This window comes from Streptosporangium roseum DSM 43021 (assembly GCF_000024865.1).
Classification (GTDB): Bacteria; Actinomycetota; Actinomycetes; order Streptosporangiales; family Streptosporangiaceae; genus Streptosporangium; species Streptosporangium roseum.
In genome coordinates this window covers 7,669,234-7,691,086 of record NC_013595.1, presented here as the reverse complement: position 1 = coordinate 7,691,086, position 21,853 = coordinate 7,669,234, and the positions used below count along the sequence as shown (strand labels likewise).

Here is a 21,853-nt window from a genome sequence, read left to right as displayed (position 1 = left end):
TGCCTCTCAGGCGTCGCCGCGGGGGCTGTTCTGGTAGGCGGCGAGCCGCCACTCGCCGTCCCGCTTGACGACCACCCAGGAGGCCCGGACGGCCCGCTCGTCCGAGACCTCGGTCTCGCCGGGCGCCAGCACGCCGCCCAGCGTGATCAGCACCCCGGCCTCGGCGCTGAAGAAACGGATGTCGATGGGCCGGCCGGTCACCCGGGTGCCCTTGAACGGCCCGGCGAACGCCTGCGTCATGAACGAGCGGATGTCGTCGCGGCCCTTGCGGTAGACGCCGGGCAGGATCATCGACCCGTCCTCGGTGAAGACGTCGGCGAAGGCGGCGCCGTCGTGGCCGGCCCAGGCCGCGATGATGCGCTGCGGGATGGCGGCGACGGCGGCCTGGTCGTCGGCGGAGGGACCCGTGATGGTGGATGCGGGGGCGGTCGTGGTCATGTTCCTTCTCCGTTGAGTCGATGCGGAAGGCCGATGGCGGTCAGCGGTCAGAGGTAGAGGGTGTCGGGCTCCTGGCCGCAGAGGATCCGCCCGTACAGCTCGGCGTTGGTGTTCGGATGCATCAGGGCGTGCAGGTTGACGGCCTGGACATCGCGCGCGATCCGCTGGATCGGCTGGTTGCTGTAGACCGACGAGCCGCCGCTGGCCAGGGCGTAGATGTCCACGGCCTCCTTGCCGAGCCGGCACACCGCGCCCATGTCAGCACGTGCCCTGGCGCGCTCCTCCAGCGTCCAGGGCGCGCCCTCGGCACCCTTGGTGTCCACCAGCGTCGCCAGGCGGTGGGCGTGGAACTCCGCCTCGTCGATCTTCATCGCGGCCTCGGCGACCTGCAGGTGGGTCAGCGGCGCCTCGGCCTGGCTCGCGTAGCCGGTGTAGGTGATCTTGCGCTCGGGGAGCCGCTGGAAGAACGCCTCCCTGGCGGCCCTCGCCAGCCCGAGCACGGTTCCGACCGAGGAGGCGGAGGCGACGGGGAGCAGCGGTGCCCGGTAGATGGGGGAGCCGGCGTTCAGCGTCGAGGCGGACTGCCCCTGCAACACCGCGGGAAGGGGCAGGACCCGCTCGGCCGGGATGAACACGTCGGCCGCGACCGTGCTGACGCTGCCCGTGCCCTTCAGGCCCGAGGTGTGCCAGTCGTCCACGATCTGCAGATCCGACAGCGGGACCAGCGCCATGATCGGGTACGGCTCGCCGGCCGGCGGCACCAGGATCGCCACGACCTCCTGCCAGTGGCTGTGCAGGGCGCCGCTGATGAACGCCCACTTGCCGTTGACCACGACCCCGCCGTCGACCGGAGCGGCCATCGCGGTGGGGCTCAGCGTCCCGCACACCCGCACGTCGGGGGTCGAGAACACCTCGTCCTGCACGGCGTCCGGGAACTGGCACGTCATCCAGGTCGGAATCGTGTAGACCGACGCCACCCACGAGGTGGAGCCGTCGGCCTGGCCGAGCTCGGCGGCCACGTCGACCAGGGTGCGCGTGTCGGACTCGTATCCGCCGTAGCGGGCCGGCACCCGCATCTTGAAGATTCCGGCGTCGGCCAGTGCCTCGATCGACTCGTCGTGAATGCGCCGGTTCTCCTCCGACCAGGCCGCGTTCTTCCGAAGAACCGGAAGCAATTCGGACGCGCGACGAACAAGCTGCTCCCGCGTCGGGGCATCGGTCGTCAACACCATTTCCTCCCAAGGAATTCAGACGAGAAAGGGCAGCCGCACCGGTCCGCCGATGCTAACCATCCGACGGTCGCACCGGAGGTCCGGTGGACGCATCTTCTGGATTGCGAATGGATTCCCGGCCACCGCTTCCAGCAGGGCTGGCCAGGCGCGGGATCCCCGCTCAGGAACGGTTTCCAGAGCCGAGGCGAATGGGCCGGAGGAATGGCGCCGACCGGATCTCGCAACCTGGGAGAAGCCGCGCGCCGCCTCCGAATGCCAGCATCGGAACCTACAGCAGAATGCCGATGCGCCCGCCTGCACCGTGAAGCGGGACGCGTCGTCCGGAGCGCTCAGGCTTCGGCGTTTCCCGAGTTCTGCTGGCGCGCGTGCGGACGATCGCGAACTTCTCCGAGCACGTCCCGTCGGTCAGGAACGCTCGACAGCCACCGATTCATGCAGGAGTTGAGTTGCGAGAAGAGGGAGAAGCCCGATGACCGATCTTCAGGATGCCGCCCCCACGACCGGGGCGCGGCGGAAGACGCGTCCTCTGACCGGCGACGAGTACGTCGAGAGCCTGCGCGACGACCGTGAGATCTACCTGTACGGCGACCGCGTCAAGGACGTCACCTCGCACCCGGCCTTCCGCAATCCCGTCCGCATGACGGCGCGGCTGTACGACGCGCTGCACGATCCGGACAAGCGTGACGTCCTCACCGCGCCGACGGACACCGGCAGCGACGGCTACACCCACAGGTTCTTCACCACGCCGCGCAGCGTGGACGACCTGGTGGCCGACCAGAAGGCCATCGCCGCCTGGGCCCGCATGAGCTACGGATGGATGGGACGCAGCCCGGACTACAAGGCGTCGTTCCTCGGCACGCTCGGCGCCAACGCCGACTTCTACGAGCCCTTCGCGGACAACGCGCGGCGCTGGTACAGGGAGTCGCAGGAGAAGGTCCTGTACTGGAACCACGCGATCGTGCACCCCCCGGTCGACCGCAGCCGCCCCGCGGACGAGGTCGCGGACGTGTTCATCCACGTGGAGAAGGAGACCGACGCCGGTCTCGTCGTGAGCGGGGCCAAGGTCGTCGCCACCGGGTCCGCGCTCACCCACTACAACTTCATCGCCCACTACGGCCTGCCGATCAAGGACAAGAAGTTCGCGCTGGTGGCCACCGTGCCGATGGGCGTGCCGGGGATGAAGCTGATCTGCCGCCCCTCCTACTCCGCCACGGCCGCGGTGATGGGCAGCCCGTTCGACTACCCGCTCTCCTCGCGGCTGGACGAGAACGACACCATCCTCGTGCTGGACAAGGTGCTCATCCCGTGGGAGAACGTGTTCATCTACGGTGACCTGGGCAAGGTCCAGCTCTTCACCGGCCAGTCCGGGTTCATCGAGCGCTTCACCTTCCACGGGTGCACGCGCCTGGCGGTGAAGCTGGATTTCATCGCCGGCCTGCTGGCCAAGGCGCTGGAGATCACCGGCACCGCGGACTTCCGGGGCGTGCAGAGCCGGCTGGGCGAGGTTCTCGCGTGGCGGAACCTGTTCTGGGCGTTCTCCGACGCGGCCGTGCGCAATCCGGTCGAGTGGAAGAACGGCGCGCTCCTGCCCAACCCCCAGTACGGGATGGCCTACCGGTGGTTCTCCCAGGTCGGCTACCCGCGGATCAGGGAGATCATCCTTCAGGACGTCGCCAGCGGGCTGATCTACGTCAACTCCAGCGCCGACGACTTCAAGAACCCGGACATCCGGCCCTACCTGGACAAGTACGTCCGCGGGTCGGGCGGCGTCGACGCCGTGGGGCGGGTCAAGCTGATGAAGCTGCTCTGGGACGCGGTCGGCACCGAGTTCGGCGGCCGGCACGAGCTGTACGAGCGCAACTATGCCGGCAACCATGAGAACACCCGGGTGGAACTCCTGTTCGGGCAGCTCGCCAACGGCCAGGTCGACGACTACAAGGCCTTTGTCGACGAATGTCTGGGGGAGTACGACCTGGACGGCTGGACGGTGCCGGACCTGTCCACCTCCGGAGACCTGTGGCACGCCAGGAACGGCCTCCTCGACGGGTGAGGGCCGGGCGGAGACCGCCTGATGGAGCCGCCCCCGGCGACGTCGACAGCGGCGTCGCCATCGGCGAGGACCGGCCGTGTGACAACGGCCGGTCGCGTGGCGACGGTCGTTCATGTGGCAGCGGCCGCACGTTGAACAACGGTCGCCTGCGTTACAGCGGCCGCACGTTGAACAACGGTCGCCTGCGTTACAGCGGCCGCACGTTGAACAACGGTCGCCTGCGTTGCAACGGCCCCACGCGAAACAATGGTCGCCCATGTGGCGGCGGCCGTTCGCGAGAAAAGGGCCGTTCATGTGACGAGGCCTGTCGGGGCGGCAGAGGATCCGCGTGCGGAAAAGACCGTTCACGCGGACAACGGCCCGTACGGGGAAAACGCTGATTGTGCGGGAAAGGCTCCGCGCATGCCGGAAGCCGTCCGTATCGCGAAAATGGCGCGTGCGACGGAAAGGGTTCACGGGACAATGGAAGATTGCGCGGCTGCGGTGGAAAAGTCAAATGCCGGGCGAGAATACACCGCAACACAGGAGATGCCTCGCATAACAGGCGGATGTGATGCTGATGGCATGTCCGAATTTGAAGGAAAGACCGTACTGGTCACTGGGGGTGGCAGCGGCATAGGCCTGGCCACCGCGCGACGACTCGTAGGCGCCGGAGCGAGCGTGGTGCTCGCCGGGCGCAGCAGCGATCGGCTCGAGGCCGCTGTGAAGGACCTCGACGCCGGCGACAAGGTGCTCGCCGTTCCCACCGATGTGGCGCGCACCGGCGACCTCGACGGGCTCATCGCCCAGGTTCAGCAGCGGTTCGGCCGCCTGAACGGTGTGTTCGCCAACGCCGGGGTCGCGCTGTCCGCGCGCACCGCGGACGTCACCGAGGCCGACTTCGACCAGGTGGTCGGCGCCAACTTCAAGGGTACGTTCTTCACCGTCCAGAAGGCCCTGCCGCTTCTCGGCGACGGCGGGTCGATCGTGCTGAACGCGTCATGGCTGGTGCACCGCGGCGTCGGCCTGGCCTCGGTGTACGCGGCGAGCAAGGCCGCCGTGCTCAACCTGGCCCGCACCTTCGCCCCCGACCTGGCCGAGCGGGGCATCAGGGTCAACACCGTCACACCCGGCCACGTCACGACGGACATGTTCGACGCCGTCACCGGCGGCAACGAGCAGGTTCAGGAGTTCTTCCGGAGCCAGGTGGCACTGGGCCGGCTGGGCCAGGCCGAGGACATCGCCGACGCCGTCGTCTTCCTGCTGTCGCCCCGCGCGTCGTACATCACCGGTCAGGAGCTCGTCGTCGACGGTGGCCTGGTCGGTTCGGTCCCCAGCTGACCGGTCATCCTCCCGTTCGCTCTGGCCCCCGGCTGCCGCCGGGGGCCAGCGGCCGACAGGACAAGGCCGGGCTCGCGGCCGGCGGTAGCGGGGAAGTCAGGGATCGGCGGATCGATACATCCCTTCGGCGACGCATGATCCAAATCCGGGATTTGAGGAGGTAACCGTGAGCGATACAACCAATACTCGCGCGGTGGTGCTCGGCGGAAGCCTTGCTGGGCTGTTCGCGGCCAGGGTGCTCGCCGATGCTTACGACGAAGTGCTCATAGTGGACCGCGATGTCCTGGTCGGGGTGGAAGGGCCGCGACGTAGCTGTCCGCAGGGACGGCACATCAACGGGCTGCTCGCCCGCGGCCAGCTTGTCATGGAGGAGCTGTTCCCCGGAATCACCGAGGAGCTGTTCGCGGACGGCGTGCCGACCGGGGACCTGGCCGGTGACGTGCGCTGGTACTTCAACGGCAAGCGGGTGAAGCAGCAGCACGCCGGCCTGGTGTGCGTCGCCGCGAGCCGGCCGATGCTGGAGCGCCACATCCGCGAGCGGACGCAGGTCCTGTCCAACGTCCTCTTCGTCGAGAAGCACGACATCCTCGGCCTGGAGACGACGCCGGACCACAGCCGGGTCAACGGCGTGCGGGTGCAGAGCCTGGAGGAGGGCGGCGCCGAGGAGGTCATCAGCGCCGATCTGGTGGTCGACGCCACCGGCCGGGGCTCGCGCACCCCCATCTGGCTTGAGGACCTCGGCTACCCGCGGGTCAAGGAGGACCGTAAGAAGATCGGCCTGGGCTACGTGACCCAGCACTACCGGCTGACCGCCGACCCCTACCACGGCGACCTGTCGATCAACCCCGTCGCGTCGGCCGAGCTGCCCCGTGGCGCGATCTTCACCAAGACCGACGGCGACCGGGTCGAGCTGACCACCTACGGCATCCTCGGCGACCACCCGCCCACCGACCAGGCCGGCCTCTACGCCTGGGTGAAGTCGCTGGCGGTTCCGGACATCTACGACGCCCTCCAGCACGCCGAGCCCCTCGACGAGCCGGTGGCCTTCCGCTTCCCGACGACCCTGCGGCGCCGCTACGAGGACATGGAGCGGCTGCCCGACGGCCTGCTGGTGACCGGCGACGCCGTGTGCTGCTTCAACCCGGTGTACGCCCAGGGGATGACCGTGGCGGCGCTCGGGGCGCTGACCATCCGCGACCACCTGCACAGCGGCGCCGCGCCGCAGCCCGGCCAGTACTTCCGGGACCTCGCCCGTGACGTCGTCGACCCGCCGTGGCAGATGACGCACACCGTGGACCTCGGCTTCCCCGGCGTCGAGGGGGAGCGCACGATACCGATCCGGATCCAGCAGGCCTTCCTGGCGCTGGTCCAGAAGGCCGCGTCGCGCGACGGCGCGGTCACCGCCGCCTACATGCGGACGGCCGGCCTCGTCGAGCGTCCCGAGTCGCTCATGCGCCCGGCCATGCTCCTGCGCATCCTGTGGAAGGGGCTGTTCGGCGGCAAGGACGGAGCGGCACCCCGGCAGAGCACCGTGACCGGGGCGCCCGCGAAGAGGAAGGTCCCGGTCGCGTAGGAGGCCCGTGGGCGAAGGCTCGCCACGGGAAGTCGAGAAGTGGTGACGAGGGTCGGGACGACCGGCGATCTCGTCACCACTTCCTGCTGTCCGGCCCCGGACGATCCCCAGCCGCCTCCTGCCTCCGGCCCGGCCCCGGATGATCCCTCCCGTCTCCGGCCTCCCCTCTCCGGCCCGCTCTCCGCTCCGCTTCCTTGCCACGTCTTTCTCGCCCCGTCCCCCTCGGGGGCCCCGCCTCCGCCCTGGCCGTTCCCCGTCCCTGGCCGTTCCCGCCCTGGCTCCGTCGCCGCTCCCCGCCCCTGTCTCCGGTCCCGGTCTCTGTCTCCGGTCCCGGCCCGGAACGCGGTTCTGCCACCCGGCCGTGATCACGGCCGGGTGGCAGAGGGGGAGTCAGGGTATGTCGGCATCCGGCCCGCCGTCCGGATCTCTCCGGCGGGCGGGCCGGTGGGTCAGGCGGCGGCCTCTTCCCTGCTCTGCTGGAGCTCCACCGCCTGGTAGAGCGCCGAGATGTTGCCGCTGCCGAAGGAACGCGCCCCCAGCCGCTCGATGAGCTCCAGGAAGAACGTGTTACGCGGGTGCACGGATCGGGCGAAGATCTGGTAGAGCTGGCCGTCGTGGTCCTCGTCGACCAGGATGTTGAGCCTCCGCAGCTCGTCGACGGAGTACCGTCCCAGCTCCATCCGCTCCGGGAGCAGGCTGTAGTAGGCGTCCGGGGTGCTCAGGAACTCCACGCCCCGGGCACCGATGGTGCCCACCGCCTCCACGATGTCGCCGGCCGTGAACGCCATGTGCTGCACGCCGGCACCGCCGTGGTGCTTGAGGAACTCGTCGATGTGGCCGGCGACCTGTGACACGTCCGGCTCGATCAGGGTCAGCGTCACCGCGCCGGACCTGCTCTGCACCACCTTGATGGTCATCGCCTGGGAGCCGACGACGATGTGCTCGGTGAAGATCAGCTCGAAGTCGAGAATGTGCCGGTAGAAGTCGACTGTCGCGTCGATCTGGCCGGACTCCACGCAGACCGCGAAGTGGTCCACCTCGTCCAGGTTGCCGCCCGTGCCGGACGCCGACCCGTACACCGGCCGCAGCCCGGGAAGCGCGCGCTCGTCCGTGTCACCCGCGCGCTGCACGAAGGTGTGCGCCACGTCGCCGAAGCCCATGATCGTGGCTGTCACGACGCCGTCGTACCCGGCCGGCGGGGACACCGGGCGGGCGCCGCGCCGCACGGCCTCGTCGAACGCCGCGGCGGCGTCCGTGACCCGCAGCGCGATGTCGGCCACTCCGTCGCCGTGCTTCTCCACGTAGGCGGCACCCGGATGGTCGCCCACCAGCGGCTCGGTCAGCACGAGCCGGATCCGGTTGCCGCCGAGCCCCACCGAGCGGACCTCGGGCTCCTTCTCCGACGCGTCCGTGGTCGCGTACACCGAGAAGCCGAAGCTGTCGACGAACCAGTCCGTTTTCGCCGCGAGCTCGTTGACGTAGAACTCAACGTGATCGAGCAACATGTCTTCGAAGATCTGCGTTCCTGACGAGGCCATAGGTCATTTCTCCGTTAGTCGTCCAATTTGCCGTGCCGTACAGACGGAAGTCCGGCGGGTCGGTCCGGACAGGCGCCGGAGCGGGCTCAGGAGGAGGCGCCCATGCGGGCCGCGAGGCTGCGCGGCCGCATGTCGGTCCAGTTGGAGTTCACGTAGTCGACGCAGGCGCCGCGGCGGGCCGGGCCGTACGCGACGGCCCATCCCGCCGGCGCGTCGGCGGAGGCCGGCCACAGGGAGTGCTGGCCCTCCTCGTTGATCAGCACGGAGTAAACACCGTCCTGGAGGTCAAAAGGATTCGTCATCTCGCCCTCTCTCGGGTCTCCCAATCGGATAGGCGCGGCATCCGCTCATGCGGGCCGGCCGCGGACCGGTCCGTCCGGCTACTTCCTTCCGGAGCCGGGACCGACCTGCTTCGGGTCGCTGCCGAGCTGCCTGTCCAGGTCCGCCACGGTGGGGGCGTCGAACAGGTCACCGATCGACAGGTCCACGCCCAGCACCGCCCGGATGCGGCTGACCAGCCGCATCGCCAGCAGCGACTGGCCGCCCAGCTCGAAGAAGCTGTCGTCGATGCCCACCCGCGGCACCCCGAGCACCTCGGCGAAGATGGAACACAGGACCTCCTGCCTGGCGTCGCGGGGCGCTCGGTAGGGGGCCACAGCCTCGAAGTCCGGCTCGGGAAGCGCCCGGCGGTCCAGCTTTCCGTTGGGCGTCAGCGGCAGGGCGTCCATCGTGACGAACACCGTCGGCACCATGTACTCCGGCAGCGAGTCCATCGCGTGGGCGCGCAGGGCCGGGGTGTCGAGGTCGCCGGTCTCGGGGACGACGTAGCCGACGAGCCGTTTCTCGCCCGCCTCCGTCTCCCGCGCGACCACGGCGACGTGGGCCAGCCCCGGGTACCTCGCCAGGACGGCCTCCACCTCCGCCAGTTCCACCCGGAAACCCAGGATCTTCACCTGGTCGTTCGCGCGCCCCATGAATTCGAGCAGGCCGTCGTCGTTCCTGCGCATGAGGTCGCCGGTGCGGTACATCCGCTCGCCCGCGCCGCCGAACGGGTCCGCGACGAAACGCTCGGCCGTCAGATCCGGACGGCCGAAGTAGCCCCGCGCCACGCCCCGGCCGGAGATGTACAGCTCACCGACCGCGCCGGCGGGGACGGGGCCGAGGCGGTCGTCGAGGATGTGCAGGCGGACGTCGTCCATCGGGCCGCCGATCGCCACGACCGACCCCGCCTCGTAGGGAGCCGTCAGCGGCGAATGCGTGGAGAACAACGTCATCTCGGTCGCTCCGTACATGGCCCGGACCACCGTGTCCGGACACGCCTCCAGCACCCGCCGCACCGCCGTCGGGGCGATCACGTCACCGCCGGTCAGCACCTCGCGCACACCGGCGAGGCACTCCGGCGCCTCGTCCGCGACCACCCGGAAGAGCCCGGCGGTCAGGTGCACGCCGGTGATCCGCTCCTCGCCGATCAGGCGCCGCAGGACGCCGACGTCCAGGTCGCCGGGGGGCGCCACGACGATCTGACCTCCGTGCAGCAACGGCACCCACAGCTCGTAGGTGGACACGTTGAAGGCGTAGGGGGCGACCATCAGCACCCGCTCGTGCCGCCCGGTGTCCCAGATCTGGTCGAACGCCAGGCCCAGCACGTCTCGGTGCGTGACCGCGACGCCCTTCGGATGCCCCGTGGAGCCCGAGGTGTAGATCACGTATGCGAGCTGGTCCGGATCGGTCGCCGTCCCGGGGTCGGACACCGGTGACGCCGCCAGTTCCCGGTCGGCTCCGGCGATGAGGACCTGACCGCCTTGGGGAAGGCCTCGCGCCCGCATGACCTCGTCGGTCAGCAGCACCGGCGCCCCGGACTGGTCCATGATCCACTGCTTGCGCTCCAGGGGATACGCGTCGTGCACCGGCAGGTAGAACGCCCCGGCCTTGACGATCCCCAGGATCGCCACCACCACGTCGACGGAGCGCTCCATCAGCACCGCCACCGGGACCTCGGGGCCGGCCCCCAGGCCCAGCAGGCGGTGCGCCATCTGGTTCGCCCGCTCGTCCAGCTCCCGGTAGGTCAGGCGGACGTCGCCGGAAGACACCGCCACCGCGTCCGGCGTCCGGCCGACCTGCTCGGCGAAACGTCCATGAATGGTGGAAGAGGAACCCATCACGTACTCCAATCCGTTCATTCCCTGAGACCCGACGGCGGTGCCGGGCGGCCGCCGGCCCGGATCACCACGTGTTCGGCGCGCGCCGGCGCCGGCGGGGACCGCGACGACAGGGTGAACCGGAAGGCGCGATGGACCGCTGTACGGTGGCCCGGCCCACGCCGCTTGCTACCTCCGGCGATCAGTGTGGTTCTGCCTGTTCAGGCATGCACCCAGCGTCACATTCGCCTGCTCCGCGCGCATCTCCGGGATTGCGATGTTGTCTCCGCGGCGGCGTTTCCGGGGGCTTTCCCGTGACGGTGTCTCTTCGTCTCTTCGGGACGCCTTCCCGTGACGGCGCCTTCCCGTGACGGCGCCTTCCCGGGACGGATCGCACGCGTGCGGACGCGCTCAGAAGATCGCGGAGGCGTTGGGGGCGATATCGCCCCGGAACCGGCCGGAGGGGTCGACGCGCGCGCGGACCCGGTCGACGGCCTCCACCTGCTCCGGGCTGAGGTGGCGCTGCGGCTGCTCCAGGCGCTCCACGAAGGAGGGCACGGTCCGTCCGGTGTCCCACGGCTCCAGCGCGGCGCGCACCTTCGCGCAGTGGTCCACGAGGGCCCGCGCGACGTCCGGGTCGAACGGCACCCCCGAGCCCGCGTAGGAGTAGCGGGCGTCGAGGTGGTCGAGCGCGCCTCCCGCCGGGTCCGGTACCGAGAACGCGCCGCCGAGCTGGCGCAGCCCGGCGACGATCAGCGGGGAGCCGGACCCCTCGCCGACGACCCTGAGGAACTCCGCGGCGCCGTCGTCGCCGATCTCGGAGAGCAGCATGTGGTCGCCGTGGAAGGGAACGGGGTCGCTGGGATCCATGTGCGCGTGCAGCACCGCGGCGGGGGTGGTCAGCTCCCAGGTGTCCATCACCGGCTCGGCCACCGCCCGCAGCGGTCCGAGCAGGTCCTCGGCGTACCGCCGCGCGACGGTCACGTCGTCGGTCGTGCTGAGCACCGCACCGTCCACGGACAGCACCGGGCCGGCGGCCAGCGCGGGCGGGACGTCCGGCAGCGGCGGCAGGTTCATCACCCGCAGCGACGTCGTCACCTCCCGGGGCGCGTCCAGGGTCCACCGCCGCCACACCGACAGCAGCCGCTCGGCGTGGACGGCGGGCCAGTACGCCGCCCCGGTGATGACCTTGGCCGCGGGGAACAGCTCGATCTCGACGGCGGTGACGACGCCGAAACCCCCGCCGCCGCCGCGCAGCGCCCAGAACAGCTGCGGGTCGGACGAGGCGTCCACCCGGCGGAGCTCGCCGTCGGCGGTGACCAGCTCGATCGCGCGGACGCTGTTGACGGCCAGCCCGACCTGCCGGCCGTAGGGGCTCAGCCCGCCGCGCAGCAGGAATCCGACGACGCCGACGGTCGGCGACGAGCCGTGCGGCGCGGCCAGGCCGTACGGTGCCCCGGCCTCGGCCACGGCGCCCCACCGCGTCCCCGCGGGGACGCGCGCCACGCGACTCCGGGCGTCGATCTCGACGGCGCCGCCCAGCTCCGTCCGGATCAGCACCGCGCCGTCCATCGGGCGGGTGGCCGCCGAGGCGTGGCCGGTGGCGTGCACGCGCACCTGGAGTCCCTCGGACTCGGCGTAACGGATCGCGTTGCGGACCTGGTCGATCGTGTGCGCGGTGACCGCCGCCACCGGCCGAGCCGGAGCGGCCAGGTTGAAGACCTGCGTCGCGACGTCGTACGCCGCGTCTCCGGGCAGCGAGATGCTGGTGTCCTGTTCGCCGAGCATGGTCATGGGTGACGTGCCTCCGTTCGCGGGGCAGCGGCGACGGCTGCCCGTTCGGGCTGCGGCTCCACAAGTTCGGGGACCGGTCGAGGCCGTGCCGGACCAGCCGGTGCCGGCCTGCGTCCGGAGAGATATCGCCGATGAGATCGTCACATCGGCGTCCCGCCGAGTCTTCTTCCCGCGTGCTCAGCGCGTCGCGCGGACACTTCTGGTTCTTCCCAGGTGCTCGGCGCGTCGCGCGGGCGCGGCCGGTTCTTCCCATGCCTCTCCGCGTCGCGGGCCTTTCATCGGGGGCCGGACGCGGACCGGCAGGGCAGTCTAATCGGGCAATTCAGGAGATGCTCGTCCGTCGTCCGCTGCTCAATCATGGGCCTCAAGGTGGACCGCGCTCCCGATGACCCACGCGGGCACCGACCCGAGCCCTCTGGCGTACGGCCAGGCGAACATGCTCCGGCGATCACCGCTCGGCAAGCACCTCGCGTGCACGGACGATCGGGCCGCCATGCCCTGAAAAGCAGGAGGAGATCGAATGAAGAGCAAAACCGTAATCGACGTCTGGGTGGCCGATCTGACCTTTCCGGGGTACATGGACCGGTGGATGAAGTGGGGGGAGGAGTTCGAGGCGGCGCATCCGGAGTACCGGATCAACATCACGGGCCAGGACTTCCGGACGTTCCCCGTGGAGATCGCCCAGGCGGCCGCGGAGGGACGCGTGCCGGCCATCGCGGAGTACTACTTCTACATGGCCCAGGTGGCCCGCGACTCGGTCAAGCGGGACGGCAGCCCGCTGTTCACCTCGCTCGAGAAGGCGATCGCCGGCCGTACGGAGATCCTTGGCGAGCCGGTCGTGATCGACGACATCATCCCCGCGCTGCGCGAGTACTACACCTACGGCGGCGACCTGCTCTCCATGCCGTCGGTCGGCACGACGAGCCTGCTCTACGCCAACACGGACCTGCTCCGCGCGGCCGGCGTGACCGAGCTGCCGCAGACCTGGGACGAGGTCGAGGCCGTGTGCAAGACCATCGCCGCGCACGAGGGCGGCCCGTCCCACGCCATCACCTGGTCGAACCACGGCACGTTCTTCCAGCAGGCGATCGCCTCGCAGGGCGGCCTGCTCGCCGACCGGGACAACGGCAGGTCCGGCCAGGCCGAGAAGGTCGACCTCTCCTCGAAGGAGATGCTGACCTGGGTCAAGTGGTGGCAGCGGCTCCACCAGGACGGCCACTACCTCTACACCGGCAAGATGCCGGACTGGGAGGGCACCCTCAGGGCCTTCGCGGACCAGGAGGTGGCGATCAGGATCTCCTCGTCCAACGACGTCAACTACATGGTCCAGACGGCCAAGAGCCGCGGGTTCGGCATCGAGGCGGGCATCTTCCCCTACAACGACCACGTTCCGTACGGCGGCAACGCGGTCGCCGGCACCTCCCTCTGGCTGGCCGACGGCCTCGACGAGGCCACCCAGGACGGCGCGCTGGCGTTCCTGCAGTTCCTGCACAACCCGCGCAACGCCGCCGACCGGCACAAGGCGAACAGCTTCATCCCGCTCACCCACGCGTCCTACGACCTGCTGGAGGAGGAGGGCTGGTTCGACGAGCACCCCTACCACCGCGTGGCCAGCGAGCACGTCAACAGGTATCCCGGCCGGGAGAACGGTGGCGGGGCCAACGCCAAGGACGGCGCGCCGCCGTCGCAGGGGGCGCTCTTCGGTGACTTCGCCGGAGCCCAGGACGTCATGACGCACGCCATGGGCGACGTGCTGGCCCACGGTGCCGACCCCGACACGCGGTTCGCCGAGGCCACCGCCGAAGCCCAGCAGCTGCTGGACGACTACCACGCCGACCGCGCCGCCGCGGGTCCGCGCAGCCCCAACAGCCTGAGGGTGGAGTACTTCAGGGACGCCGAACCGTATTCGGGCGCCGACCTGGAAAACATCGTTCAGCTCAGCCGCTGACCTCGGCCTGTAAAGAAAGCAATTTGAAAGATGCGGGCGTGCCGTCCGGCGCGCACGCTTTCTGTCAAGACCGAGCTGAAACAGGAGTCGAAATAGTGAGCACTATGACGAAAGGATCAGTGACGTGACTGCTGGCGAAGTACCGACCAAAGCTGGACGGCGGGAGTGGCTTGGGCTGGCGGTGCTTGCCCTGCCCACTTTCGTCGTAGCCATCGACCTGTTCGTACTGTTACTCGCTCTGCCGAACCTGGCCACCGACCTGGGTGCGAACAGCACCCAGCAGCTGTGGATCATGGACATGTACGGCTTCCTGCTCGCCGGGTTCCTCGTCACGATGGGTACCCTCGGCGACCGGATCGGCCGCCGCAAGCTGCTCCTCATCGGCGCGGCCGCCTTCGGCGTGGCCTCGCTGCTGACCGCCTACTCCACGAACCCGGGCATGCTGATCGTCTCCCGCGCGCTGCTGGGCGTCGCCGGAGCCACCCTGGGCCCGTCCTGCCTGGCGCTGATCGTCACCATGTTCCAGGACGCCAAGCAGCGGGCTGCCGCCTTCGGCGTGTGGGGCGGCACCTTCACCCTGGGTGCACTGCTGGGCCCGGTCATCGGCGGCGTGCTGCTGACCAACTTCTGGTGGGGTTCGGTGTTCCTGCTGGGCGTGCCGGTCATGGTGATCGTGCTCATCGCGGGTCCGAAGCTGCTGCCCGAGTTCCGTAACAGCCAGGCCGGCCGGCTCGACCTGACCAGCGTGGCCCTGTCCCTCGTCAGCATGCTGGCGCTGGTGTACGGGATCAAGCAGCTGGTCCGCGACGGCTGGGACGTGCTGCCCGTCGTGGCGGTGGTGGTCGGCCTGGTGGCCGGAGTGGCGTTCGTCCGCCGCCAGAACCGCCTGACCAACCCGCTGCTGGACCTGCAGCTGTTCAAGAACCGCGCCGTCGGCACCGCGCTGATCGGTCAGCTGTCCTACAGCAGCACCGGCGGCGGCATGATGCTGTTCATGATGTTCTACCTGCAGCTGGTGCAGGGAATGTCCACACTGCAGGCGGGTCTGGCGCTGATCCCCGGAATGGCCGCGGCGACCCTGGGCTTCCAGGTCGGTCCCAAACTGGCCAACCGGTTCCGCCCCGCCTACGTCATCGCCGCCGGCATGGCCGGCATCGTGGCCGTGCTGCTGGTCTTCACCCAGGTCGGCGTCACCAGCGGAACCGCCACCCTGATCATCGGCTTCGCCATCCTGTCCTTCTGCGGCGCTCCGCTGATCGCGCTGGGCACCAACCTGGTGGTCGGCTCGGCCCCGCCGGAGAAGGCGGGCTCGGCCGGGTCCCTCACCCAGCTGAGCACCGAGTTCGGCGGCACCCTGGGCATCGCCGTCCTCGGCACCATCGGCACCGCCGTCTACCGCAACCAGATCGCCGACACCCTGCCGGCCGGCATCCCGGCTCCGGCGGCCGCCGCGGCCGGCGACAGCCTCGCCGCGGGCACCGCCGCCGCCAGCCAGCTGCCCGAGCCCGTGGCGACCTCGCTGCTGACCCCCGCCTACCAGGCCCTCGTCGACGCCCTGCACTCCGTCTCGATCATCGGCGCCGTCCTGATCGGCGTCGTGGCCATCCTGGTCGCCGTCCGGCTCAGGCACGTGCCCCCCGTCGGCCAGGCGGCTCCCCCCGCCGAACAGGCTCCCGCCGCCGAACAGGCTCCTGCCGCCGAAGGTGAGGACACGGCCCTCGTAAACGCCGGCGGATCGGCCTCGACGGTGGATGATAGAGCGGCTGTCAATAACTCCTCTATTTAGAGGAACAGGCGTCGGCTGGACACGTTCTCGGGAGAGTTGCCTATTTCGCCATAATCTGACGGTAAAAATGGAATAATAGAGTCACAGAATGACTCTTCACACACATAGTCATGGAGGTAAGTGAATGGGTGCCACGAAGGCAGACACTCTGAAAGTGCCAGGCGCGACGCTGTACTACGAGGTCCGGGGATCTGGTCCGCTGCTGCTGATGATTCCCGGTGGTCCGGCAGATGCCAGCACGTTCGAGGGCGTCGCCGAAGCTCTGGCCGACCGCTACACGGTCATCAGCTTCGACAACCGCGGCACCTCACGCAGCACCCTGGACGGCCCGCCGCCGGAGACCCTCTCCATCGAGGTCCAGAGCGACGACGCCCACCACGTGCTGAAGGCCTTCGCCACCGAGCCGGCCTACGTGCTGGGCTGTAGCGGTGGCGCGCTGACCGCCCTGGACCTGGTCGCCCGCTATCCCGAGCAGGTCCGGGCCGTGGTCGCGCACGAGCCTCCGGCCATGACGCTGCTGCCCGACGGCGAGCGCTGGCAGGCGACCTTCCAGGACGTGTACGACACCTACGTCAGCGAGGGCCTCGGCCCGGCGGGGCAGAAGTTCATGGCCACCCTGGCCGTGGAGGGAGAGGAGAGCGCGCCCCCGCAGATGCCGGACATGTCGCAGATGTCGCCGGAGATGCTGGAAGCGATGGGGAGGATGCAGGCCAACACCGAGTTCCTCTTCGCCCACCAGCTGCGGACGACCATCAACCACGTCCCCGACGTCGCCGGCTTGAAGGCGGCCTCGACCCCCGTCTTCGTGGCGGTCGGGGAGGGGTCCGTGGGACAGATGCCCCACCAGGCCGGCCTCGCGCTCGGCGAGCGCCTGGGCGCCGCACCGGTGTACGTCCCCGGCGACCACCAGGGCTTCGCCACCCACCCCGGAGGGTTCGCCGAGGTGGTGCACAAGTCCTTCCAGGAGAGCTAGCCGGGACTCCCGTCTGAGCCCGGTAGGGCACCGCGGGCTCCTCGCCGACATCGTCGGCGAGGAGCCCGCGCGCGTTCCGGCGGGCGCCCTCCGGCGGGCACGTCGGCCCGCCTCCGGCCCGGACTGACCCGGTCCCGGCGCCGGGCACGTCGGTCCGCCTCCGGCCGGGTTGATCCGGTCCGGGCGCCGGGTGCGGAGGTCTGCCTCCGTTCGGACGGACCCGGTCCGGGGCCGGGAGCCGGGTGCAGGGAGCCGGGAGCGGTCATTCCGCAATTCCGAAGATGTGCCGGGAAGAGCCCCGGCATGACGATTGAACCGCGCATCCGGTGATCGGCGGCGAGCCGGCGCTGTGATCGCGGCGGTCCGTGCGCGTTGCGAAGGAGGAAGACGTGTTGGCAGACGAAGACGGGGCGGGCGCCAAGCTGTGGGCCATGGCGCATCTCGCGACCCCGATGGTACTGCGCGTGGCGGCGACACTGCGGATCGCCGACCACATCGCCGCCGGACTGCGCACCGCGCCGGAGCTGGCCGAGGCGGTGAACGCCGACGCCGACGCGCTCGACCGCCTGATGCGATATCTCGCCGCCAGGGATGTGCTGAGCCGTGACGAGTCCGGCCGGTACGCGCTGACCGCCCGGGGCGAGGCGCTACGTGACGATCACCCCGCGGGTATGCGCGCCCTGCTCGACGTCGACGGCGCGGTCGGCCGTATCGAACTGTCCTTCGTCCAGCTGCTGCACAGCGTCCGTACGGGCGAGGCCGCCTACCCGGTCCAGTTCGGCCGGCCCTTCTGGGAGGACCTGGCGGCCGATCCCGCGCGTGCCGACTCCTTCAACGGGTGGATGAGCGCCAACGTCCCGGCGCGGGCACCCGGGCTTCTCTCGTGCTACGACTGGGGGTCGCTGGGACACGTGGTCGACGTCGGCGGCGGCGACGGTTCGCTGCTGATCGCGCTGCTGACGGAGTATCCGGAGCTGCGGGGCACGGTTCTGGACCAGCCGGACACCGCAGAGGTCGCGCGGAAGTCGTTGGCGGCGGCGGGTCTCGCCGACCGCGCCGACATCGTGGCCGGAAGCTTCTTCGATCCGCTGCCGCCGGGCGCCGGAGGCTACGTGCTCTCGTGGATCATCCACGACTGGAACGACACCGCCGCGCGCGCGATCCTGCGGCGCTGCGCGGAAGCGGCGGGTCCCGACGGCACCGTGTTCGTCCTGGAGACCATCGACGCCGGCGGTGGGGCGCCACACACCGGAATGGACCTGCGGATGCTCGTCCACTGCGGCGGCAAGGAGCGCGGGGTCGCCGAGATCACCGCACTGGCCGCCGGCTCCGGGCTCAAGGCGGTCGCGGTGTATCCCGCGGGCAAGCTGTCGATCATCGAACTGAAGCCCGTCTCATAGATCTTCACGAGCGAAGGAGTACGGCCGCCGCCGTCGCCGGTCCATCCTGATCGGGGTGTCGATGAGATGATCATCGACACCCCGATCGCCTATTGGTATGTTGACATAGGTATGTACTGATACCTATATTGTGAGGTATGCCCGCCTCCAGCGCCTCCCCTCAGGACATCGACCACGTGGCCTCCGCGCTCGTGGCGAGCCTGCCCGCGCTGCACAGGGCTCTTGAGCGGCAGGTCGACCGGGAGTTCCCGCATCCCAGGCTTCCGGAGGGCCAGCTCGCGCTGCTGTGGCTCGTCGAGGAGCGAGAGGGGATCACGGTCCGCGAGGCCGCCGACGCGCTGTTGATGAAGCCGAACAACGTCAGTGCCCTGGTCTCGCAGCTCACCGAGCTGGAGCTGCTGGAGCGCAGGCAGGACCCCGCCGACAAGAGGGTCGCCCACCTTCACCCCACGGCCACGGCCCGGCAGCGCCTCGCCGAGGTCCGGCGGCTCAAGACGGCCTACGTGGCGCACGCGCTGCGCGCCCTCACAGACGGGGAGCGGGACGCCCTGGGCTCGGTCCTGGGCGCGCTGACGTCACTGACGCGGCGTCTGCACCCCGACGCCGGCTGATTCCGCACCGTTTCCGCCACCGGAGCTCGTCCGCATGCGTGTACGGACCGCGTACACGGACCGGATGATCGGCCCGCGACGGTTTCCATGGCCGCGACCGGACGTTTTCACGTGCCCGCGGCCGCCCCGTAGTTCCCGGCTCGTTTCTACGACGTCCCGAAAAGCTCGCCTCTTCGACGTCCCGAAAACTTTCTCACAGACAAGGCATCTCCATGCCCTCCGCCACCTCGGAACACCGCGCCATGTCCGCGCACTCTCCACCGGGTCCCTCGCTGGGCCGGCGCTCCAACCCCTGGTTGACGTTGATCGCCGTCGCGATCGGCCTTTTCATGGTCAATCTCGACGCGTCCGTGGTGTCGATCGCAAACCCCGAGATCGGCCGGGACCTGAACGCGTCCACCGCCGACCTGCAGTGGGTCACCAACGCCTATCTCATCGCGATGGCCGCCGCCCTGATCCTGGGAGGCAAGCTCGGCGACCGCTTCGGGCGGCGGACGTACTACATGATCGGGACCATCGGGTTCACCATCGCCTCGGTCGCGATCGGCCTGGCCGGATCGATCGAGGGAGTCATCGCCTTCCGTGCGGCGCAGGGATTCTTCGCCGCGCTGCTGATACCGAACACGCTCGGCCTGCTGCGCGCGGTCTTCCCGCCGAAGAAGTTCGGCATGGCGGTGGGGCTGTGGGCCATGGTGGCGTCCTGTTCCACCGCGCTCGGGCCGATCGTCGGCGGGCTGCTCGTCGAGCGCGTCAACTGGGAGTCCGTCTTCTACATCAACGCCCCCATCGGCATCATCGCCCTCGCCGTCAGCGCGCTCGTGCTGCCGCAGAGCAAGAACTCCACGGGCCACCACCGCTTCGACATCCCCGGCGTGATCATGCTCGCGCTCGGCCTGGTGGCGCTGATCTTCGGTGTGATCAAAGGCGAGACGTGGGGCTGGACTTCCGGGGGAACGCTGGGCGCCCTCGTCGCGGGCGTCGCCATTCTGGTCGCCTTCGGCTGGTACGAGACCCGCGTCAGGCACCCGTTGCTGCCGATGCGGCTGTTCCGTAGCCCCTCGCTGACCATCGGCACGATCGTCACCGCGATCAACTTCTTCGTGCTGCTCGGTGTGATCTTCTTCCTGATGCTCTACCTGCAGAACGTCCGAGGCTTCACGCCTGTCGAGGCGGGCGTGCGCACCCTGCCGCTGAGCCTGGCCACCGTGGTCGCGTCGCCACTCGGTGCGGCGCTGACCGGGCGGTTCGGCGCACGCCTGTCCATGCCGATCGGCATGATGCTTCAGGCCGCCGCGTCCTTCTGGATGCTGACATGGGACGCGCACTCCTCGTACGCCGCCGTGTGGCCGCCGTTCCTCGCGCTCGGCCTGGGCGTCGGCATGGTGATGTCCGCTTCCTCCGACGCGATCGTCGGCAGCGCGCCGGCCAAGGACGGCGGCGTGGCGGGCGGCGTGCAGGCCACGGCGCTGCAGATCGGCGGGGCGCTCGGCACGTCCGTGCTGATCTCCCTGGTCAGCAGCCGGGTGGGCTCGACGCTCACCGGTGAGCTGATCGACGCCGGGGTCCCGGCATCCGCCGCGGGCGCCTTCGAGAAGGCCGGGGACGCCGTGGCGATGGGCATCTCGCCGGTCTCGGACGGCATGCCCGCGCGGTTGACGGCCGCCATCGTCGAGGGCAGCGGAAACGCGTTCATGAACGGCGTGCACTCGGCCGTGCTCCTCACCGGCGTGCTGTGCGTCGTGGGCGCGATCCTGGCCGCGGCCGGTGTACGGCGCAACCCCGAGGCCGCTCGCCCCTGAGGGCCGCCGGGCCGTCCGGCCCGGCCGGGAAACGCGCAGGTCTCCGTGGAGACGGTGGCCTCGCCCCCGGCCGGGCCGTTCGCATTCCCTTCCACGCGTACGCCGGCCCGGAGTCGCGGCCTTCGCGCCGGCGGCCAGCGAGGCGACGGGGCGCGTCCACGCCTGGATGGGCGCCCCGGCGGACGCGGGCCACCCCAGCGCCAAGACGCCTGTCGGCGCGGCCCACTCCACTTCCCAAAGGCTTGTTGGCGCAGGTCGCCCCATTCTTCAAAGACCTGTTGGCGCAAGACACCCCACTCCGCAAAGACCTGTTGGCGCAGATCACTCCTCTACCAAAACGCCTGTTAGGGAATTTTTCCGACACGGCCCATCCTGACCGGTGACTACCGGGGCCCAAGAACCGGCAGCCGGACCGGCCGCATCCCATTGCCGGAACCCGAGGCCAGGATGTTGACGCCGGTCAAAGCCATCTCCTGTACGGCCCCGGCCCGCCTGCGGCCCTCTATCTCATTTGGCGGGTGGATCCGTCCAGCGTTTCGGCTGACAGGAAACGGCTAACCCCAGGCAGCTTGCTGACCCTGACAAACCTGGTTTGCAGCAAGTCGAATCAGCAGAATTTGAAGTGCAAGAACAAAACAACCACCACAACGAAAGGCCAAAAAATGCAGATCGCCAACAAGGGCAAGCTCCTCACCAAGCTCGGCGCCACCGCCGCCCTGGCCCTCGGCCTCGGCCTCGCCTTCCAGCCCGCCGCCGGCGCCACCACCACCCCCGCCTCCTCGGGGGCATCCATCTCCGCCGCCGCCATCTCCGCCGCACCCTCCACCGGCCTCAGCGACAACACCACCATCACCATCTCCGCCACCGGCCTGCAGCCCGGCAGCGTCTACCACCTCGGCCAGTGCGCCGCCGTCCGCCCCGACGCCTTCGCCTGCAACGCCGCCACCAACGTCGACGTCACCGCCTCCGCCACCGGCACCATCACCAAAACCCTCACCGTCCGCAGCTCCTTCACCGGCAGCGCCGCCGACGGCAGCACCTGGCCCATCAACACCGCCACCACCCCCACCGTCATCGCCGTCTTCAACAACGCCTTCGACGGCGGAACCACCCCCCTGTCCTTCTAACCCCCCGACCTGACCCCACCACCAACCCCCGACCTGACCCCCAACCCCCGACTTGACCCCAACCACCGACCCGCCCACCCTCAACCCCCGACTTGACCCCAACCACCGACCCGCCAACCCTCAACC

16 protein-coding genes are annotated in these 21,853 nt (G+C 69.8%); 10 read left to right on the top strand and 6 right to left on the bottom strand.

The features are described 5' to 3' along the window. Positions 1-6 precede the first annotated feature (6 nt). Entirely contained in the window at positions 7-438 is a 432-nt protein-coding gene (locus SROS_RS33645) for an SgcJ/EcaC family oxidoreductase (protein WP_012893407.1), read from the bottom strand. A 47-nt stretch (positions 439-485) separates the two neighbouring features. Further along, a complete protein-coding gene (locus SROS_RS33640) occupies positions 486-1,670 on the bottom strand; it encodes an acyl-CoA dehydrogenase family protein (protein WP_174435272.1) in 1,185 nt (394 codons plus the stop codon). Between the two features lie 469 nt (positions 1,671-2,139). On the opposite strand from SROS_RS33640, the gene SROS_RS33635 reads away from it, so the two are divergent. The 3 genes from SROS_RS33635 (at position 2,140) to SROS_RS33625 (ending at position 6,613) form a co-directional block, all read left to right on the top strand. After that, a complete protein-coding gene (locus SROS_RS33635; RefSeq protein WP_012893405.1) occupies positions 2,140-3,720 on the top strand; it encodes a 4-hydroxyphenylacetate 3-hydroxylase family protein in 1,581 nt (526 codons plus the stop codon). Positions 3,721-4,284: 564 nt separating this feature from the next. Next, a complete protein-coding gene (locus tag SROS_RS33630; protein WP_012893404.1) occupies positions 4,285-5,040 on the top strand; it encodes an SDR family NAD(P)-dependent oxidoreductase in 756 nt (251 codons plus the stop codon). 166 nt (positions 5,041-5,206) lie between these two features. Continuing rightward, positions 5,207-6,613 carry an NAD(P)/FAD-dependent oxidoreductase gene (locus SROS_RS33625; protein WP_012893403.1) on the top strand — a complete coding sequence of 469 codons (1,407 nt, stop codon included), beginning with the start codon at positions 5,207-5,209 and terminating at the stop codon, positions 6,611-6,613. A 449-nt stretch (positions 6,614-7,062) separates the two neighbouring features. Here SROS_RS33625 and hppD read toward each other — a convergent pair whose 3' ends face one another. The 4 genes from hppD to SROS_RS33605 all read right to left on the bottom strand — a co-directional run bounded on the left by hppD (position 7,063) and on the right by SROS_RS33605 (position 12,083). Then, positions 7,063-8,118 carry a 4-hydroxyphenylpyruvate dioxygenase gene (gene hppD, locus SROS_RS33620; protein ID WP_218919727.1) on the bottom strand — a complete coding sequence of 352 codons (1,056 nt, stop codon included), beginning with the start codon at positions 8,116-8,118 and terminating at the stop codon, positions 7,063-7,065. Between the two features lie 119 nt (positions 8,119-8,237). Further along, complete coding sequence (locus tag SROS_RS33615; protein ID WP_012893401.1) at positions 8,238-8,453, bottom strand: MbtH family protein; 216 nt, start codon at positions 8,451-8,453, stop codon at positions 8,238-8,240. A gap of 78 nt (positions 8,454-8,531) precedes the next feature. Further along, positions 8,532-10,310, bottom strand: coding sequence for a non-ribosomal peptide synthetase (locus SROS_RS33610; RefSeq protein WP_148269283.1), 1,779 nt, complete (start codon positions 10,308-10,310; stop codon positions 8,532-8,534). Positions 10,311-10,700: 390 nt separating this feature from the next. Next, a complete protein-coding gene (locus tag SROS_RS33605; protein WP_012893399.1) occupies positions 10,701-12,083 on the bottom strand; it encodes an FAD-binding oxidoreductase in 1,383 nt (460 codons plus the stop codon). A 520-nt stretch (positions 12,084-12,603) separates the two neighbouring features. On the opposite strand from SROS_RS33605, the gene SROS_RS33600 reads away from it, so the two are divergent. The 7 genes from SROS_RS33600 (at position 12,604) to SROS_RS33570 (ending at position 21,727) form a co-directional block, all read left to right on the top strand. Beyond that, positions 12,604-14,031 (top strand): ABC transporter substrate-binding protein, encoded by a 1,428-nt coding sequence (locus SROS_RS33600; RefSeq protein WP_012893397.1) that lies wholly within the window; start codon positions 12,604-12,606, stop codon positions 14,029-14,031. A gap of 124 nt (positions 14,032-14,155) precedes the next feature. After that, positions 14,156-15,817 (top strand): MFS transporter, encoded by a 1,662-nt coding sequence (locus SROS_RS33595; protein WP_012893396.1) that lies wholly within the window; start codon positions 14,156-14,158, stop codon positions 15,815-15,817. Positions 15,818-15,971: 154 nt separating this feature from the next. Further along, positions 15,972-16,790 carry an alpha/beta hydrolase gene (locus SROS_RS33590; protein ID WP_245564367.1) on the top strand — a complete coding sequence of 273 codons (819 nt, stop codon included), beginning with the start codon at positions 15,972-15,974 and terminating at the stop codon, positions 16,788-16,790. A gap of 389 nt (positions 16,791-17,179) precedes the next feature. After that, entirely contained in the window at positions 17,180-18,190 is a 1,011-nt protein-coding gene (locus SROS_RS33585; RefSeq protein WP_012893394.1) for a methyltransferase, read from the top strand. A gap of 137 nt (positions 18,191-18,327) precedes the next feature. Then, a complete protein-coding gene (locus SROS_RS33580; RefSeq protein WP_012893393.1) occupies positions 18,328-18,801 on the top strand; it encodes a MarR family winged helix-turn-helix transcriptional regulator in 474 nt (157 codons plus the stop codon). Positions 18,802-19,013: 212 nt separating this feature from the next. Further along, complete coding sequence (locus SROS_RS33575; protein WP_012893392.1) at positions 19,014-20,600, top strand: DHA2 family efflux MFS transporter permease subunit; 1,587 nt, start codon at positions 19,014-19,016, stop codon at positions 20,598-20,600. A gap of 662 nt (positions 20,601-21,262) precedes the next feature. Next, positions 21,263-21,727, top strand: a complete 465-nt coding sequence (locus SROS_RS33570) for an enediyne antibiotic chromoprotein (RefSeq protein WP_012893391.1) — start codon at positions 21,263-21,265, stop codon at positions 21,725-21,727. Positions 21,728-21,853: the final 126 nt, after the last annotated feature.

Coding starts and splice junctions, on each gene's coding strand:
- SROS_RS33645 (WP_012893407.1), bottom strand. CDS start 438: ATGACCACGACCGCCCCCGCATCCACCATCACGGGTCCCTCCGCCGAC.
- SROS_RS33640 (WP_174435272.1), bottom strand. CDS start 1,670: ATGGTGTTGACGACCGATGCCCCGACGCGGGAGCAGCTTGTTCGTCGC.
- SROS_RS33635 (WP_012893405.1), top strand. CDS start 2,140: ATGACCGATCTTCAGGATGCCGCCCCCACGACCGGGGCGCGGCGGAAG.
- SROS_RS33630 (WP_012893404.1), top strand. CDS start 4,285: ATGTCCGAATTTGAAGGAAAGACCGTACTGGTCACTGGGGGTGGCAGC.
- hppD (WP_218919727.1), bottom strand. CDS start 8,118: ATGTTGCTCGATCACGTTGAGTTCTACGTCAACGAGCTCGCGGCGAAA.
- SROS_RS33615 (WP_012893401.1), bottom strand. CDS start 8,453: ATGACGAATCCTTTTGACCTCCAGGACGGTGTTTACTCCGTGCTGATC.
- SROS_RS33610 (WP_148269283.1), bottom strand. CDS start 10,310: ATGGGTTCCTCTTCCACCATTCATGGACGTTTCGCCGAGCAGGTCGGC.
- SROS_RS33605 (WP_012893399.1), bottom strand. CDS start 12,083: ATGACCATGCTCGGCGAACAGGACACCAGCATCTCGCTGCCCGGAGAC.
- SROS_RS33600 (WP_012893397.1), top strand. CDS start 12,604: ATGAAGAGCAAAACCGTAATCGACGTCTGGGTGGCCGATCTGACCTTT.
- SROS_RS33580 (WP_012893393.1), top strand. CDS start 18,328: ATGCCCGCCTCCAGCGCCTCCCCTCAGGACATCGACCACGTGGCCTCC.
- SROS_RS33575 (WP_012893392.1), top strand. CDS start 19,014: ATGCCCTCCGCCACCTCGGAACACCGCGCCATGTCCGCGCACTCTCCA.
- SROS_RS33570 (WP_012893391.1), top strand. CDS start 21,263: ATGCAGATCGCCAACAAGGGCAAGCTCCTCACCAAGCTCGGCGCCACC.